Here is a 14,236-nt window from a genome sequence, read left to right on the forward strand (position 1 = left end):
GCATTTTCCGCAGGATTACTAATCCTTTGCGGTGGAGTTGCGCGAACAGCCAGCAAGGAACCGGTCCAGGTCCTCGGCACGGTATCGCACGGCACGGCCGATTTTCAGGAAAGCAGGGCCTCGGCCTTGAACGCGCCAAACTTCGAGCGTTCCGGGTTTGACTCCAAGAATCGGTGCGGCTTGTTCAGTGGTCAGGGGTGGTGCGGTGGGGTGTTCCATGGTATGGCCTCCATAAGTGTTTGTTTAACTCATGTGGCCATCATAGGGCGGGGGGCGGAACGGTGCTTACTTCCAGTTCCGCTTTTGTTTGTGGTGGGCTTTACAGTCCTGCATCATTTAAAATTTTACTGATATAACGGGATGATACGCCTTTCCTTCCCGCTATGATTCCGGCTATTTCTCGCCTTGGCTTGCCATTTTCAAGCAGATTAAGGGCGATTTTTGCCACCTCATCCCGGTTGATCGCCGTTTCTCGTTTCGCCGCGCCGCCCTTTTTGCCGCCATCGGAGCAGCCGCCTTGACGGCCCAGGTCCCGCTTTACGTTCCGCTCGCTGGCCTCCAGGATGATTAGGCTTTCGGCTTTCTCTTCCAGCAGGGCGAACCGGTCCCGCAATTCGGTAGGTAATCCCGCGTCACCTTCAAGCAGGGCCTCGGCTTCGTCTATAAGGTCCGCTGCTTCCCCGCCCACCATTGCCGACCATTGCCGCAAGCGGTCAATCCGGCCCTCTGGTGAATGTGCCCGCACCCATTGATAGACACCGTTGAGGGTCTGCATGGTGGGGGTACACATTTCAATCATGATGGGGGTGCCTTTGAGTCTCTTCCATTCCTTTTTCATGCCGTGGCCCTCCGGGTTTCAAGGTCAACAACTTTGGCGGCGGCAAGCTTGGCCTGTCGCAATATCCAGGCGGCTATAAGATCGGCTTCCGGCTTCAAATATCGCAAGTCGGAAGTTTCCGTGTAATGCTTAATGGTTACATCGTTTCCGGGCTTGTGGTTCATCAAAAGCTTGGTTTTCCAATACTCCACGGCGGCCGCGCCAGCAATGGCCCGGAAGCACCGCCGCAGGTCATGGGGTGACACATGCCCCCCGGCTGCCGTCTCAAGCTTACTGAAAACGCCTCTAGGGTCTTTCAGGTGGCCGCTTTGGGTCCTGGACGGGAAAACATATTCACTTGTCCGGGGGCGGGCCTCCAGGATAGCCAGGGCGGGGCCAGAAAGGGGCAGGGTGACGGGGTTCCGGTTCTTGGGGTCTAGCAGCCTGAAAAAGCCTTCTTCCAGGTCTACAAGCTCCCAGGTCAGGGTTGCCGCTTCACTCCACCGGGTTCCAGTCAGTAGCAGGAAGGCCACAATATCGGCGGTTGTGCGGCTGATCGTGGTTTGTTCCGGGGCTTCCCGCAAGGCTTGAAGCTGGTTCCAGGTGTCGCCCAATCTCTCAAGCTGAATGGTCCGGGAACGGGGCTTGATGTTGTTCCACAACTTGGCATCAGAAAGGATGGTGCAGGGGTTTTCCGGTAACAGGGGGGCATCGTCTGGCCGGTAGGTGGCCCGCGCGTAATTCAAAAGCGCCCGCAAGACGCGGAAACTTTGGTTTGCTTGGGCGGGGCTTTCGGCTGTTTTCTGCCTAAACCGGGTGGCTACTTTATCGCGGGTAATGGCTGCCGCCGGCTTGTTGGCCCATGCTTTAAAGGTGGTCTTGATATGGCGGCGTATATTGTCCACGCTGGCCTGTTTAAGGTCGCGGCGGTCTGATATGTAAGCCTCGGCCACTTCGGCCAGGGTGACAGAAAGCGCCCGTGCTTTTTGCTTTTCGGCGGTGGGGTCTTTGCCTTCACCTAGGGCGGCCAGGGCTTGCTTTGCCTTCCGGCGGGCTTCGTCGGTGGTTATCACCCCGTGACGGCCAAGAGAAACGCGGCGGGTTCGGCCATTTACCCGGCCTTGGATAATGTAAGTTTTGCCCCCTGGTGTCATCCGAAGGCCAAAGCCGCGTGTATAATCATCCCAGATTAGCACTTGTCCGGCATCGGGTAAGGCCAGTTTTTCCACGCCAGTCTTGGTAAGTTTCATTTTCGCCCCCTGTTTTTCTGTAAGCACTATGTAAGCAGACTAGGTAAAAAACCATTAAACTACATGGGATTTAATCTAGGGCAAGACTGTTGATATGTCAAGGAAAATGCTGCTTACAAAAACAGGGTAAAGGATGGTAAAACAGGACTACATAGGACTTAAAATCCCTCGGCCGTAAGGCTGTGCGAGTTCGATTCTCGCTCCGGGCACCAATTCATAGTCCAGCGTGATGCGCTGGAGTCCAGAAAGCCCTGATACATCAGGGCTTTTCTTTAGCCGGGCAGGGCGGAGGCCATGGCTCTCTCAATTGGCTGTAAAGCAGGTGTATTGAGGGTTCCCAGGTTTTTTCGGGAAGCCCTTATTTGATTTGACGACCGCTCTTTGAAAGTCCTAAAATGAGTCATCATCAATGGGCCTTTGGTGGCGGAGGAAAGAATATGAGCCTGGGGATTAATTCCGATATCAGCAGTATGTTTGCCTTGGGTAGCCTGCAGAAAATCCAGCAGGGGCAGGCGTCGGCCCTGGCCAGGATTTCGTCGGGCCAGCGGCTCACCGGCGCCGCCGATGACGCCGCCGGTATGCGGATTGCCAACCTGCTGAAGAGTCAGGCGCTGGGGGCCGGGCAGAGCCTGCGCAATGCCGCCGACAGCATTGCCATGACCCAGATTGCCGAAAGTGCTTTGGGGCAGGGCAGTCAAATTCTGATGAGCATCCGGGAAAAGGCTTTGCAGGCCGCTAACGCCAGCCAGTCGGCGGAGTCTCGGCAGGCCATTCAGGCAGATGTCAACCGTAGGCTTGGGGTTTACAATGAGATCGCCGGGACCACCACCTTTGCCGGCCAACGAGTGCTGAGCGAAGAGGTGAGAATCGCGGTGCCTGCCAGCGAATCCGTCGATGGCGCCGAAGAGTCACCTGGCGGGCTGATTTCCGGTGGGATCGATGTCACCACCCGGGAAGGGGCCGAGGTGGCGGTGGGGGCCATCGACCAGGCCCTGGGGCGGCTAAGCGCCATGCGGGGGGAATTCGGGGCCACGCAGAATCAACTGGTTTCGGAAATGGCCGGCCTTGCCACCGCCGCCATCAATATCTGGTCGGCCCAGTCCCAGATGGCTGATGCCGACCTGGCCGAAGAATCCATGATCCTGGCCCGAATTAACATGCTGCGCCAAAGCGGCCTGTTTGCCTTAACCCAAAGCATGAACCTCGGCCAGACCAGGATCATGGACCTGCTTCAGGGCAAGTCTTAGCCCCCGCCCGGTCTCTTTGTTGACGGCCGTGGCCGGCTTGTTGGCTGTCTTTTGTCTGTCCGGCGCCAATTTCTGATTTTGTCCTTTTAAAAAATGATAAATCATTGTAGACTGCCCGGATTCGTGCGGAATCCAAACCGGGTTGACCGTACGTATACCAAATGAGTGCCCGGAGAGGTGACCGAGCGGTTGAAGGTGCACGCCTGGAACGCGTGTGTACGGCAACGTACCGTGGGTTCGAATCCCACCCTCTCCGCCATTGGCGTGCTCTTTTAAAGACCAGCGCGCTGTTCAAAGCGAGTTTTTCAGTTTGATAGCCGGGTCCCGCGCAACAGAGGCTTGCAAACCCCGTCAGATCCGGGAGGAAGCAGCGGTAGCGAGTTTATCTGTGTGCCGCGGGGGTGCCTGGCTATCATTTTTTTTTACGTCAGCGTTCAGCAGCACCGCATCTTGCAGCGATCGGCCCGGCTTGCGTACTGGTGTACGCGGCGCCAGGCCGCTTGCCGCAACCTGCGGCACTGCTGAACGCTGACGGCGCAGTGGTTTTCTCTTGGTTTTGTTTCTTTGATTTTGGTATCCGTTTACCAGGGTTAATAATCTGCTGAGTGTTTACCTTTTGATTCAGGGGTGGCATGTCTTATCTTGTACTTGCCAGGAAGTGGCGGCCCCGGACCTTTGGTGAGGTGGTGGGGCAGCGGCCGGTGGTGCGAACCCTGCAGAACGCCTTGCGGCTGGAGCGGGTGGCTCATGCCATGCTGTTTTCCGGCGTGCGGGGAGTGGGCAAGACCACCCTGGCCCGGCTCATGGCCAAGGCTCTGAATTGCCTGGCGACGGAGGCTGAGCAACGCCCATGCAACCAGTGTGATTCCTGTCGGGTCTTTAATGCCGGCAGTGCCATCGAACTGCATGAGATCGACGGTGCCAGTAATCGTGGCATCCAGGAGATCCGCGAGCTCAAGGAAAATATCCGCTTCATGCCGGTTGTCGGCAAGTACAAGATTGTCATCATCGATGAAGTGCACATGCTCACCACCGAGGCCTTCAACGCCCTGTTGAAGACCCTGGAGGAACCGCCGGCCCATGTCTACTTCATGTTTGCCACCACCGAACTGCACAAAATCCCCGTCACCATCCTCTCCCGGTGCCAGCGTTATGAGTTGACCCGGGTACCATTTGCCGAATTGCTGGACTTCTTTCGGCGGGTAGCGGCGGCCGAAGAGGTGGCGGTTCCCGACTCGGCCTTGGAGATGATCGTCCGCGAGGCCGACGGCAGTGTGCGGGACGGTCTTAGTCTGCTGGATCAGGTTTTTTCCTTTGGCGGTCGGCAGGTAACCGATGAAGATGTTCGCCAGATGCTGGGTCTGGTGGATCGCCAGACCTTTGAACACCTGGCCCGGGCCTTGCTGGCCCCCGACCTGGCCCGCTGCCTGGAGCTGTTTGATCAGTGTTACCGGGCCGGCCTGGATCTCAAACGCTTTGCCGGCGATCTGCTCAACTATTTCCGTAATCTGGTGGTCTGCCGCCAGGCCGGCAGAGCCGCCGGCCTGCTGGACCTGGCCGACCGGGAACTGGCCGCCCTGGAGGAAATCGCTGCCGCCCACAGTCCCGAGACCCTGCTGTACTGCTTTAACCTGCTGCTGAAAGGGGTGGAGGAAATGCAGTATGCCACCCGGCCCAAGCTGGTGCTGGAGATGACCTTTGTGCGGGCCGCCCAGGCCGGTGATATCGTTTCCACCGGCGAGGTGCTGGGGCGGCTGGAGCAGTTGCTGGCCGGCTTGCCCGCTTTCCCGCCGACCGATGGAGCCGCCGGGCCGGCGAACGGGGGTGTTGCCGCCAGTCGTGAAAAAGGTGCACGGCAGGCTAGTGACCAACAACCAGCGGCGTCGGGAGACGGGACTGACGCCATCGCGGTCGGGGAGCGGCAATTTACGGATAAGGCCGCAGCTCCCGATGTCCCGCGCCTTGCCGAACCAGCCCCGGAGTTGCCCGCCGGGAACGCTTCTCCGGCGGTGGCTGGCAGGCGAGAGCTGGAGCAACAAAAAACGGCGGTTGACGACGGCCCCAAAAAAGTGGAAAGAGGTGAACATGATGCAAATGATCCTGCGATTGCTGGTGCGGATGGCCCTGCGCACGATGTTTCGGGGAATGCTGCGAGGGCGATTCCGCCTTTAGGCGAGGCGGCGTTGTTGGCTGAAGCGCCGACGGTCAGTGCGGCGGCACCCGTCGAAGTGAATGGGGCGCCGCCAGCCGGGCCGGCAGCCAAGATGGGGCCGGTGGAAAAAAGTCAGGCGGAGCTGTCGTCCGGGGGCGGTCGTGATCTGCGGCCGGACTGGGATGGCTTTGTCGCCTACGTGCGGCAGCGCAAGGTCTGGATGTCCCCGGTACTGGATATGGCCGCCGGCGCCCGGGAGGAAGACGGTCAGCTGCTGATCCGCTACGATGATCTGGCCGACTGCAAACTTTTGGAAGAGCCGGAAAACAATCGCTTGCTCACCGAGTTCGCCCAAGATTATTTTCAGCGTGAACTCACCGTGCGTTTGCGTATCCGGGGCAGCAGCACGATGGAGGTAGGCGGGGGCGAGATGCCCCGGGAAGAGCGCCGGGCGCTGGCCAATGACCCCCTGGTGCGGACAGTGGTGGAGATTTTTAACGGTGATGTGGCCGGGGTACGGACCGGCCGCAGTTAGGAGGATTTTGTTATGGATATGCAGCAGATTATGCAGCAGGCCCAGCAGTTTCAGCAGAAAATGGCCGGCCTTCAGGCCGAACTGGCTGAACGGACGGTGACTTCCAGTGTCGGCGGTGGCATGGTGCAGGTCACGGTCAACGGCCGTCATCAACTGGTGGAACTGAAGATTGAGCCGGCAGTGATCAACCCCGAGGATCCGGAGATGCTCCGGGATCTGGTGGTGGCGGCGGTTAACGACGCCATGGCCAAAGCCCAAGAGATGATTCAGGCGGAAATGGGCAAACTCACTGGCGGTATGAATATCCCTGGTCTTTTTTAATTTTTTCATCATGTTCCTCCCGTTACCCCGGCTACCTTTGTTATGAACGTAATCCCTCCCGCGCTGGCCCGGCTGATCGCTGATTTCGGGCGTCTGCCAGGGGTCGGCCGCAAGACCGCCAGCCGTTTGGCCATGCATCTTTTGCGCCGGTCACCGGTGGAGGCTTTGGCTCTGGCCAAAAGCTTAACCGAACTCCATCAGTTGATTACCATGTGCTCAACCTGCTGCGCTTTTTCTGAAGAGGATCCCTGCGAGATCTGTCGCAACCCCGCCCGCGACGAGGGCCTGGTGTGTGTGGTGGAGGAGTCCGGTGACCTGATTGCCATTGAAAAGACCTCTTCTTTCAAGGGCAAATACCACATTCTCCACGGCGTGCTTTCGCCGGCGGACGGCATCGGGCCCGGCGAACTGAAAATAGACCAGTTGCTGGCCAGGATCCGCCGCGATCGGGTGCGCGAAGTGTTGATCGCCACCAGTTCCACGGTGCCGGGAGAGGCCACCGCCGCTTACCTGATCCGGCATCTGCAGGAAAACAGCCAGGTAAGAATTACCCGGCTGGCCTGCGGTATTCCCATGGGAATGGATATAAAGTATGCTGATGAACTGACCCTGGCCCGGGCCATCGCCGCCCGTCAGGATCAGTAAATTACCGTTGATTGCACCCGATCGCCGCACGGCGGAGTGCCGCTGAACAGTTACCGGTGATTTAAACTTGACAGCAGCCCGGGTACTTGGTAATTCCTTTCCGCTTCGGACCCAACGCAGGCGCGTAGCTCAGTGGGAGAGCGCTACCTTGACATGGTAGAAGTCGGCGGTTCAATCCCGCCCGCGCCTACCAGTACAACACCGGGGCTCCGTGAGGGTTTCCAGTCCCGGCTGGATTAATCCTGGCGGAGCTTCGTTTTTTGCCCATTTGCCCATGACGTCTCGCAGAGACGTCCGAGTTGGACTGCCCATGACTGAAATCACCCTGACCACCGCCGACCAGAGTCGGAATTTTCCCGTCGGCACCACCGCTGCCGAAGTGCTCAAGGAGATGTTCTCCAACAAGGTACGCAAACGGGCCCTGGCCCTGCGGGTGGGTGACCGCCTGGTCGATCTGGCCGCCCCCCTGGTGGCCGGCGGTGAGGTGGCGGCCATCACCCCGGAAAGCCCCGAGGCCCTGGAGATCCTGCGGCACAGTGCCGCCCACGTAATGGCCGAGGCGGTGCTGGAGCTGTTCGGTGATGATGTCCAGGTCGCCATCGGGCCGGCCACCGCCGACGGTTTTTACTACGATTTTGATCGCGAGCAACCCTTTACCCCGAATGATCTCGAAAAAATTGAAGAATTGATGGCCGAGATCGCCGCCACCGACCGCCCCTTTGAGCGCCGGGAGCTGAGCCGGGCCGAGGCCCTGGAAATGTTCCGTCGGCAGGGGCAGCGTTACAAGGTGGAACTGCTCGACGAGATCGAGGCCGACCAGGTAAGCCTGTACAGCCAGGGTAACTTCGTTGATCTGTGCCGGGGGCCGCATCTGCCCTCCACCGGCTGGTTGAAAGCCTTCAAGCTGACCCGCCTGGCCGGGGCCTACTGGCGCGGTGAAGAAAAAAACAAGATGCTGCAGCGCATTTACGGCACCGCCTTTTTTGACAAAAAAGAGCTGCGCGCCCATCTCGAGCGCCTGGAAGAGGCCAAGAAGCGGGATCACCGCAAGCTGGGCAAGGAGCTGGAGCTGTTCACCATCAATGACCAGATCGGCCCGGGGCTGATTTTGTGGCAGCCCAAGGGGGCCCTGCTGCGGCGACTGATTGAAGACTACTGGCGTGATGAGCACTACCGCCACGACTACGAACTGCTCTCCACCCCCCATATCGCCCGCCGCGAGTTGTGGCAGACCAGTGGTCATCTCGATTTCTACAGCGAGAACATGTACGCGCCCATGGAGGTCGAGGAGGTGCAGTATCAGCTTAAGCCCATGAACTGTCCCTTCCATATCGCCATCTATAAAACCCGCAAGCGCAGCTACCGGGAGTTTCCCCTGCGCTGGTGCGAGTTGGGCACCGTCTACCGCTTTGAAAAGACCGGCGCCCTGCACGGGTTGATGCGGGTGCGGGGCTTTACCCAGGATGACGCCCATATCTTCTGCCGGCCCGATCACCTGGAAGATGAGATCTTCCGCATTCTCGATCTCAATCTCAATATCCTGCAGGCCTTCGGTTTCAGCGATTACGATATCTATCTGTCCACCCGCCCGGACAAGTACGTCGGCAGCGACGAACACTGGGACCGTTCCACCGCCGCGCTGCAGACGGCATTGGAGAAAAAGGGCCTGAACTACAGCCTGGACCCCGGCGAGGGGGTCTTCTACGGCCCCAAGATCGACATCAAGATCAAGGATGTGCTGGGCCGGTCCTGGCAGTGTTCCACCATCCAGGTGGATTTCAACCTGCCGGAGCGTTTCGAGTTGGGTTACACCGGCGAGGACGGCCACGAGCACCGGCCCATCATGATCCATCGGGCCCTGATGGGTTCCCTGGAGCGTTTTTTTGGGGTGCTCATCGAGCACTATGCCGGCGCTTTTCCGTTGTGGCTGGCGCCGGTGCAGGCCCGCATCTGCAACATCACTGATGCCCAGCTTGACTACGGGGAAGAGGTCTATGCCGCCTTGCGCCGGGCCGGCGTGCGGGTGGAAAAGGATCTGCGCAACGAGAAGCTCAACTACAAGATCCGTGAAGCCCAGCTACAGAAAATTCCTTACATGCTCATAGTCGGCGATAAGGAAGCGGCCGAAAAAACGGTAACCGTGCGGCAGCGGGACGGCAAAAACCTGCCGCCCATGCCGGTGAGCGACTTTGCCGCCCTGGTGGCGGCCGAATGTGCGCGTAAGGGCCAGCTCTAAACAACACCGGGGCGATCACCGGGCAGAGGCGCTGCTCACAGCGGTTACGATTTTATTGGCACAACCTTAGGTGAATGTGTTATATATCCCCGTTTACGTAGCTTCCGGTTGTGCCGGAAGAAGTTTGCCGCGCCTGGCGGGGTGAAAAGTTGTTGACCTCGCTGGTGTGTTGCCGGATGGGCACGCACTGTCGATCTTTTTTGCCTTGCCGGTCAACACGTTGGCAGTTTTTTACGAGGCTGTCAAAGTGGGGCTGTCGCTGTTATCTGAAACGGGAGGACGGGTACCATTAAGGGAAGACGCAAAGAGCCGGAAAAAAAGGAAGTTCGGGCCAGAACCAATCAGCAGATCCGTTGTGATGAGGTGCGGCTGATTGATGAGGACGGCGCTCAGCTGGGGCTTATGACGCCCCGGGAGGCCCTGATGAAGGCGGAAGAAAGCGGGTTGGACCTGGTGGAGGTTTCCCCCACCGCCAAACCCCCGGTTTGTCGGATCATGGATTACGGCAAATACCGCTATGAGTTGAGCAAAAAACAGCAGGACGCCAAGAAAAAACAGGCGGTGGTCGAGGTCAAGGAAATCAAATTGCGACCCAAGACCGAAAAACACGACCTGGATTTTAAAATTAAAAATATCAAAAAATTTCTCGACCAGAACAACAAGGTCAAGGTGACCCTGCGCTTCCGGGGCCGGGAGATTGTTTACGCCGACACTTTGGGGGTGGAGGTTCTGAACCGGATCGCCCAGGAGTTGACGGAAGTGGCCACCGTGCTGCAGCCACCTCAAATGGAAGGGCGGCAGATGACCATGTTGGTAGGGCCAAATAAGTAACCTCTTTTTAATTTAAAGTTTAAACATAAGAAACTGTACCGTAAGGAGCAAGCAATGCCTAAGATGAAAACCAACCGGGGAGCGGCCAAGCGCTTCAAATGCACCGGCACCGGCAAGGTGGCCCGGCGCAAGGCCTTTGCCAACCATATTCTCACCAAGAAAACCACCAAGAGGAAGCGCGGGCTGCGCCAGGGGGCCATTGTCGATGCCACCAACGCGGCCGGTATCAAGCGTATTCTTCCGTACCTTTAAGGAGAGCAGTCATGCCCAGAGTAACCCGTGGATTCAAGGCGCGTCAGCGCCGGAAAAAAGTTCTCAAACAGGCCGGAGGTTATGTCGGCGGTCGTCATCGTCTTTACCGCAGCGCCACTGAAGCGGTGGATCGCGCCCTTAACTATGCCTATCGTGACCGGCGGCAGAAAAAACGTGATTTCCGCAGCCTGTGGATCGTCCGCATCGGCGCGGCGGCCCACGAGCACGGCACCACTTACAGTCGCTTGATGGGCGGCTTGAAAAAGGCCGGAGTTGATCTGGACCGTAAGGCGCTGGCTAACCTGGCCATCATGGACCCGGCCGGGTTTGCCGCTGTGGTACAAACCTCCCGGACCAACTAGGCCGCGGCACGGGCCCCTATTTTGTCGAAGCTGTGAAAGCAATGGAAGAAGAACTCCAGCGGCTGCGTGCCGAGGCTGAAGCGAAACTAGCGCAGATTACCGACCCGGAAGAGCTTGAGCCCTTCCGGGTCGAATATCTTGGCCGCAAGGGGCGTTTTACCGCCCTGATGCGCAGTCTGGGGCAGGCCCCGGCTGAAGACCGACCCAGGTTGGGCAAGCTGGCCAACGAAAGCCGGACTGTTCTTGAGGCCGCTTTCAATGTACGGCGGGATGAACTGGCGGCCGCCGCCCCTTCGCCGGCCCAGCGGCCCGATCTGACCCTGCCGGGGAGGCGCTATCCCGCCGGACGTTTGCATCCGGTAACCCAAGTGATGGCGGAAATCTGCGACGTCTTTGCCGGCATGGGCTTTGCCGTGTCCGAAGGGCCCGACGTGGAAACCGATTTCTACAACTTCGAGGCCCTCAATATTCCTCCCCATCATCCGGCCCGGGCCATGCACGACACCTTTTACGTTGATGCCGGTCGTCTGCTGCGCACCCACACCTCGCCCATGCAGATCAGGGCCATGGAACAGGCCAGGCCGCCGCTGCGGATGATCGCTCCGGGTAAGGTCTACCGCTGTGATTCCGATATTACCCATACCCCCATGTTTCACCAGGTGGAAGGCTTCCTGGTGGATGACAAGGTTTCCTTTGCCGACCTCAAGGGGGTGCTGTCGGCCTTCATCGCCCGGATATTTGACGCCGAAACCCCCATCCGTTTCCGCCCCAGTTTTTTCCCCTTCACCGAGCCTAGCGCCGAAGTGGATATCGGTTGTGTGATCTGCGGCGGCAAAGGCTGCCGGGTTTGCAAGCAGACCGGCTGGCTGGAGATCCTGGGGGCCGGCATGATCGACCCGGAGGTTTTTGCCAAGGTTGGTTACGACCCGGAAGAATACAGCGGTTTCGCTTTCGGGCTGGGAGTGGAGCGGATCGCCATGCTCCGTTACGGCATCAACGATATTCGTCTTTTCTACGAAAACGATCTGCGCTTTTTGCGACAGTTTTAATTATTTGCCGGTCTTGATGTTCAGAGGGCAGGCCAACCTGAACGGCGGACCTTTCGCTTTTTACCAGGGTTTTTGGGTATGAAATTTACTTACAACTGGTTGCGGGAATATGTGGCCGTGGAACTCGGTCCCGAAGAGATCGCCGCCCGGCTTACCCTGCTTGGTCTGGAAGTTGATGCGGTGGAGCCGTTGTATGCCGAACTGGCGCCGGTGAGGGTGGCCCGGGTGGCGGCGGTGCATCCCCATCCCAATGCCGACCGGTTGACCCTCTGCGATGTCGAGGATGGAGAGGCGCAGATGCGGCGGGTGGTCTGCGGCGCCCCCAACGTCCGGGCCGGAATGTACTCGGCCCTGGTAACGCCCGGCGCGGTGCTTCCCGGTGGCCTGAAGATCAAGGCCAGCAAAATCCGCGGCGAACGTTCGGAAGGGATGCTTTGTTCCGCCCAGGAATTGGGCCTGGCGGCCGACGCTGAGGCCGCCACCGGCATCATGGACCTCGATCCTGCTGCAATTCCAAGCCTTGAGCCGGGGCTGCCCTTGCGGACGGCCTTGGGGCTGGCCGATACCCTGTTCGAGGTGGATCTTACCCCCAACCGGCCCGACTGTACCGGGGTGATCGGCTTGGCCCGCGAGGTTGCCGGCTTTACCGGTCTGCCGCTCAGGCGGCCGGTGGAGCAGGCCCCGCTATTACCCACCCCGGAACAGGCGGGTTCAGACCTGCCTTTTACGGTGGCCGTTGAAGCGGCGGAATGTCACCGTTATGCCGCCCGGCTGTTGCGCAACCTGCGCATCGCCCCCTCGCCCCCTTGGTTGCAGCAGCGTCTGCAGGCGGTGGGGTTGCGCCCCATTAACAACATAGTCGATGTCACCAATCTGGTGATGCTGGAATACGGGCAACCAATGCACGCCTTTGACTTCGATCGCCTGGCCGGTGGTCGGATCCGGGTGCGGCGGGCGGCGCAGCAGGAAAAAATCACCACCCTCGACGGCGTGGCGCGGGAACTGACCCCTGCCATGCTGGTGATCGCCGATTCCGATCAGCCGGTGGCGGTGGCTGGGATCATGGGCGGTGCCAGTTCCGAGGTTGGCCCTGATTCGGTCAATATTCTGCTGGAAAGTGCCTGTTTTGAAGCCAAAAGCGTGCGCACCACCGCCGCCGCTCTCAAGCTGGCCACCGATTCTTCCTACCGTTTTGAACGCGGGGTCGATCCCCAGGTAGCGCCCTTGGCCCTGGAACGGGCGGTGGCACTGATTCTGGAACTGGCCGGCGGTGAGGCGGTGCCGGGCGGGATTGATTACCGGGCCGGCGTCCAGCCTTCGTCGGAACTGATCCTGCGACTGCGCCGGGTTAATGACCTGCTGGGCACCGCCCTGGATATTGACACCGTGGAAAAGGTGTTGGCGGGGATTGAGATTACCGGGGAGCGGGCTGATGACCAGACTTTGCGGATCACCCCGCCGTCTTTCCGGGTGGATCTGGAGCGGGAAGTGGACCTGATCGAAGAGGTGGCTCGCCTGGTGGGTTATGACCGCATTCCCGCCGCCATGCCGAAGGTGGCCATGGAACTGCCAGCTGTCGATCCTGTCGCCGAACGCCGCCGACGCTTGCGCAGCCTGATGCAGGCCGCCGGCTGCCATGAGGCCATCAACTACAGCTTTGTCAACCCGGCCCACGCCGACACCCTGCAGCTGCCCGCTGATGATCCGCGCCGCCAGGCACTGCCCCTGCTTAACCCTTTGAGCGAAGAGCAGGCCGTGATGCGCACCTCGCTGCTGCCAGGGCTGCTGGATAACGCCCGTCATAATATCAACCACCAGAGTCCGGATCTGCGTCTTTTTGAACTGGGCAAGGTCTTTTTCGTGGAAGAAAGGCAGGATCTTCCACGGGAAGAAGAGCATTTGGCGGCGGTGTTCAGTGGTCGCCGTTCCCCTCGGGCGCCAATGCTCTGGACCGGCGAAGAGCCGGTGGATATCTATGATGTCAAAGGGGTGATGGAGGAGTTGCTGACCGGGTTGGCTTTGGCCGACTTGCAGCTGGTCCCGGCGGCGACGACGCCTTCCTACGCGATGGCCAGTTTTCAGCTGATCATCACCGACGGACCGGAAGGAGAGCTGCTGGGCGAGGCGGGAAAAATTCAGCCTGCGGTTCTAAAAGCATTTGGCATCAAGCAGGAAGTCTTTTATCTTGAACTGAATCTGACCGAGCTTAGCCGTTGCCGGTCGACGTCCGCCGGCTTTGCCGCTCTGCCCAGGTTTCCAGCCGTCAAGTGGGATCTGGCCATGCTGGTGCCGGAAGAGGTGGAAGCCGGCGAGATGTTGGCGGCCATTCGTAAAACCGGCGGCAAGCTGCTGGAGCAGGTTGAAATTTTCGATGTGTACCGCGGTAAACATATAGAACCGGGGCGTAAAAGCGTGGCTTTTGCCATTCACTATCGCGACGCTGAGCAGACCCTGAATGATAAAAAAGTGGGAGTGGTTCACGGCAAGATTATTAAAATGCTGGAACAGCGTTTCCACGGTCAACTAAGAGAGGCCTGAA

13 protein-coding genes, 2 tRNA genes and 1 other RNA gene are annotated in these 14,236 nt (G+C 59.2%); 13 read left to right on the top strand and 3 right to left on the bottom strand.

What is annotated here, in order from left to right:
- Window positions 1–18: 18 nt before the first annotated feature.
- The 3 genes from P0N66_RS12825 to P0N66_RS01665 all read right to left on the bottom strand — a co-directional run bounded on the left by P0N66_RS12825 (window position 19) and on the right by P0N66_RS01665 (window position 2,067).
- A complete protein-coding gene (locus P0N66_RS12825) occupies window positions 19–219 on the bottom strand; it encodes a helix-turn-helix domain-containing protein (RefSeq protein WP_431189983.1) in 201 nt (66 codons plus the stop codon).
- 100 nt (window positions 220–319) lie between these two features.
- Window positions 320–838 carry a hypothetical protein gene (locus P0N66_RS01660; protein WP_275802213.1) on the bottom strand — a complete coding sequence of 173 codons (519 nt, stop codon included), beginning with the start codon at window positions 836–838 and terminating at the stop codon, window positions 320–322.
- Window positions 835–2,067 (bottom strand): tyrosine-type recombinase/integrase, encoded by a 1,233-nt coding sequence (locus tag P0N66_RS01665; protein WP_275802214.1) that lies wholly within the window; start codon window positions 2,065–2,067, stop codon window positions 835–837. Before P0N66_RS01665 ends, P0N66_RS01660 begins: the two co-directional genes overlap by 4 nt.
- Before the next feature lie 437 nt (window positions 2,068–2,504).
- Between P0N66_RS01665 and P0N66_RS01670 the strand changes: the two genes are divergently transcribed.
- From P0N66_RS01670 to pheT, 13 genes are all read left to right on the top strand, one after another.
- Window positions 2,505–3,314 (top strand): flagellin, encoded by an 810-nt coding sequence (locus P0N66_RS01670; protein ID WP_275802215.1) that lies wholly within the window; start codon window positions 2,505–2,507, stop codon window positions 3,312–3,314.
- A 171-nt stretch (window positions 3,315–3,485) separates the two neighbouring features.
- Window positions 3,486–3,573, top strand: a tRNA-Ser gene (locus tag P0N66_RS01675).
- Between the two features lie 56 nt (window positions 3,574–3,629).
- Window positions 3,630–3,728, top strand: an RNA gene (gene ffs, locus P0N66_RS01680) — signal recognition particle sRNA small type.
- Between the two features lie 218 nt (window positions 3,729–3,946).
- The gene (dnaX, locus tag P0N66_RS01685; protein ID WP_275802216.1) at window positions 3,947–6,001 is read left to right on the top strand and encodes a DNA polymerase III subunit gamma/tau; all 2,055 of its coding nucleotides are present in this window, start codon (window positions 3,947–3,949) and stop codon (window positions 5,999–6,001) included.
- A 12-nt stretch (window positions 6,002–6,013) separates the two neighbouring features.
- Window positions 6,014–6,322 (top strand): YbaB/EbfC family nucleoid-associated protein, encoded by a 309-nt coding sequence (locus P0N66_RS01690; RefSeq protein ID WP_275802217.1) that lies wholly within the window; start codon window positions 6,014–6,016, stop codon window positions 6,320–6,322.
- Window positions 6,323–6,364: 42 nt separating this feature from the next.
- Window positions 6,365–6,967 (top strand): recombination mediator RecR, encoded by a 603-nt coding sequence (gene recR, locus P0N66_RS01695; RefSeq protein WP_275802218.1) that lies wholly within the window; start codon window positions 6,365–6,367, stop codon window positions 6,965–6,967.
- A gap of 118 nt (window positions 6,968–7,085) precedes the next feature.
- Window positions 7,086–7,160: transfer RNA gene (locus P0N66_RS01700), tRNA-Val, on the top strand.
- A 117-nt stretch (window positions 7,161–7,277) separates the two neighbouring features.
- Entirely contained in the window at window positions 7,278–9,203 is a 1,926-nt protein-coding gene (thrS, locus tag P0N66_RS01705; RefSeq protein ID WP_275802219.1) for a threonine--tRNA ligase, read from the top strand.
- 288 nt (window positions 9,204–9,491) lie between these two features.
- Window positions 9,492–10,034 (top strand): translation initiation factor IF-3, encoded by a 543-nt coding sequence (gene infC, locus P0N66_RS01710; protein WP_275802288.1) that lies wholly within the window; start codon window positions 9,492–9,494, stop codon window positions 10,032–10,034.
- A 54-nt stretch (window positions 10,035–10,088) separates the two neighbouring features.
- On the top strand, window positions 10,089–10,286 hold the full coding sequence (gene rpmI / locus P0N66_RS01715; RefSeq protein WP_013163468.1) for a 50S ribosomal protein L35: 198 nt from the start codon (window positions 10,089–10,091) through the stop codon (window positions 10,284–10,286).
- Window positions 10,287–10,297: 11 nt separating this feature from the next.
- A complete protein-coding gene (gene rplT, locus P0N66_RS01720; RefSeq protein ID WP_275802220.1) occupies window positions 10,298–10,648 on the top strand; it encodes a 50S ribosomal protein L20 in 351 nt (116 codons plus the stop codon).
- A 41-nt stretch (window positions 10,649–10,689) separates the two neighbouring features.
- Window positions 10,690–11,697: a phenylalanine--tRNA ligase subunit alpha gene (gene pheS / locus P0N66_RS01725; protein WP_275802221.1), complete on the top strand. Its 1,008-nt coding sequence runs from the start codon at window positions 10,690–10,692 to the stop codon at window positions 11,695–11,697.
- A 78-nt stretch (window positions 11,698–11,775) separates the two neighbouring features.
- Window positions 11,776–14,235 carry a phenylalanine--tRNA ligase subunit beta gene (pheT, locus tag P0N66_RS01730; RefSeq protein WP_275802222.1) on the top strand — a complete coding sequence of 820 codons (2,460 nt, stop codon included), beginning with the start codon at window positions 11,776–11,778 and terminating at the stop codon, window positions 14,233–14,235.
- The last annotated feature ends 1 nt before the right edge of the window (window position 14,236 follow it).

It is taken from the genome of Desulfurivibrio dismutans (genome assembly GCF_029210385.1).
In the GTDB taxonomy this organism is placed as follows: Bacteria; Desulfobacterota; Desulfobulbia; order Desulfobulbales; family Desulfurivibrionaceae; genus Desulfurivibrio; species Desulfurivibrio dismutans.

Bases quoted from the DNA above. Each gene is read 5' to 3' on its own strand.
- P0N66_RS12825 (WP_431189983.1), bottom strand. From the start codon at position 219: ATGGAACACCCCACCGCACCACCCCTGACCACTGAACAAGCCGCACCG.
- P0N66_RS01660 (WP_275802213.1), bottom strand. From the start codon at position 838: ATGAAAAAGGAATGGAAGAGACTCAAAGGCACCCCCATCATGATTGAA.
- P0N66_RS01665 (WP_275802214.1), bottom strand. From the start codon at position 2,067: ATGAAACTTACCAAGACTGGCGTGGAAAAACTGGCCTTACCCGATGCC.
- P0N66_RS01670 (WP_275802215.1), top strand. From the start codon at position 2,505: ATGAGCCTGGGGATTAATTCCGATATCAGCAGTATGTTTGCCTTGGGT.
- dnaX (WP_275802216.1), top strand. From the start codon at position 3,947: ATGTCTTATCTTGTACTTGCCAGGAAGTGGCGGCCCCGGACCTTTGGT.
- P0N66_RS01690 (WP_275802217.1), top strand. From the start codon at position 6,014: ATGGATATGCAGCAGATTATGCAGCAGGCCCAGCAGTTTCAGCAGAAA.
- recR (WP_275802218.1), top strand. From the start codon at position 6,365: ATGAACGTAATCCCTCCCGCGCTGGCCCGGCTGATCGCTGATTTCGGG.
- thrS (WP_275802219.1), top strand. From the start codon at position 7,278: ATGACTGAAATCACCCTGACCACCGCCGACCAGAGTCGGAATTTTCCC.
- rpmI (WP_013163468.1), top strand. From the start codon at position 10,089: ATGCCTAAGATGAAAACCAACCGGGGAGCGGCCAAGCGCTTCAAATGC.
- rplT (WP_275802220.1), top strand. From the start codon at position 10,298: ATGCCCAGAGTAACCCGTGGATTCAAGGCGCGTCAGCGCCGGAAAAAA.
- pheS (WP_275802221.1), top strand. From the start codon at position 10,690: ATGGAAGAAGAACTCCAGCGGCTGCGTGCCGAGGCTGAAGCGAAACTA.
- pheT (WP_275802222.1), top strand. From the start codon at position 11,776: ATGAAATTTACTTACAACTGGTTGCGGGAATATGTGGCCGTGGAACTC.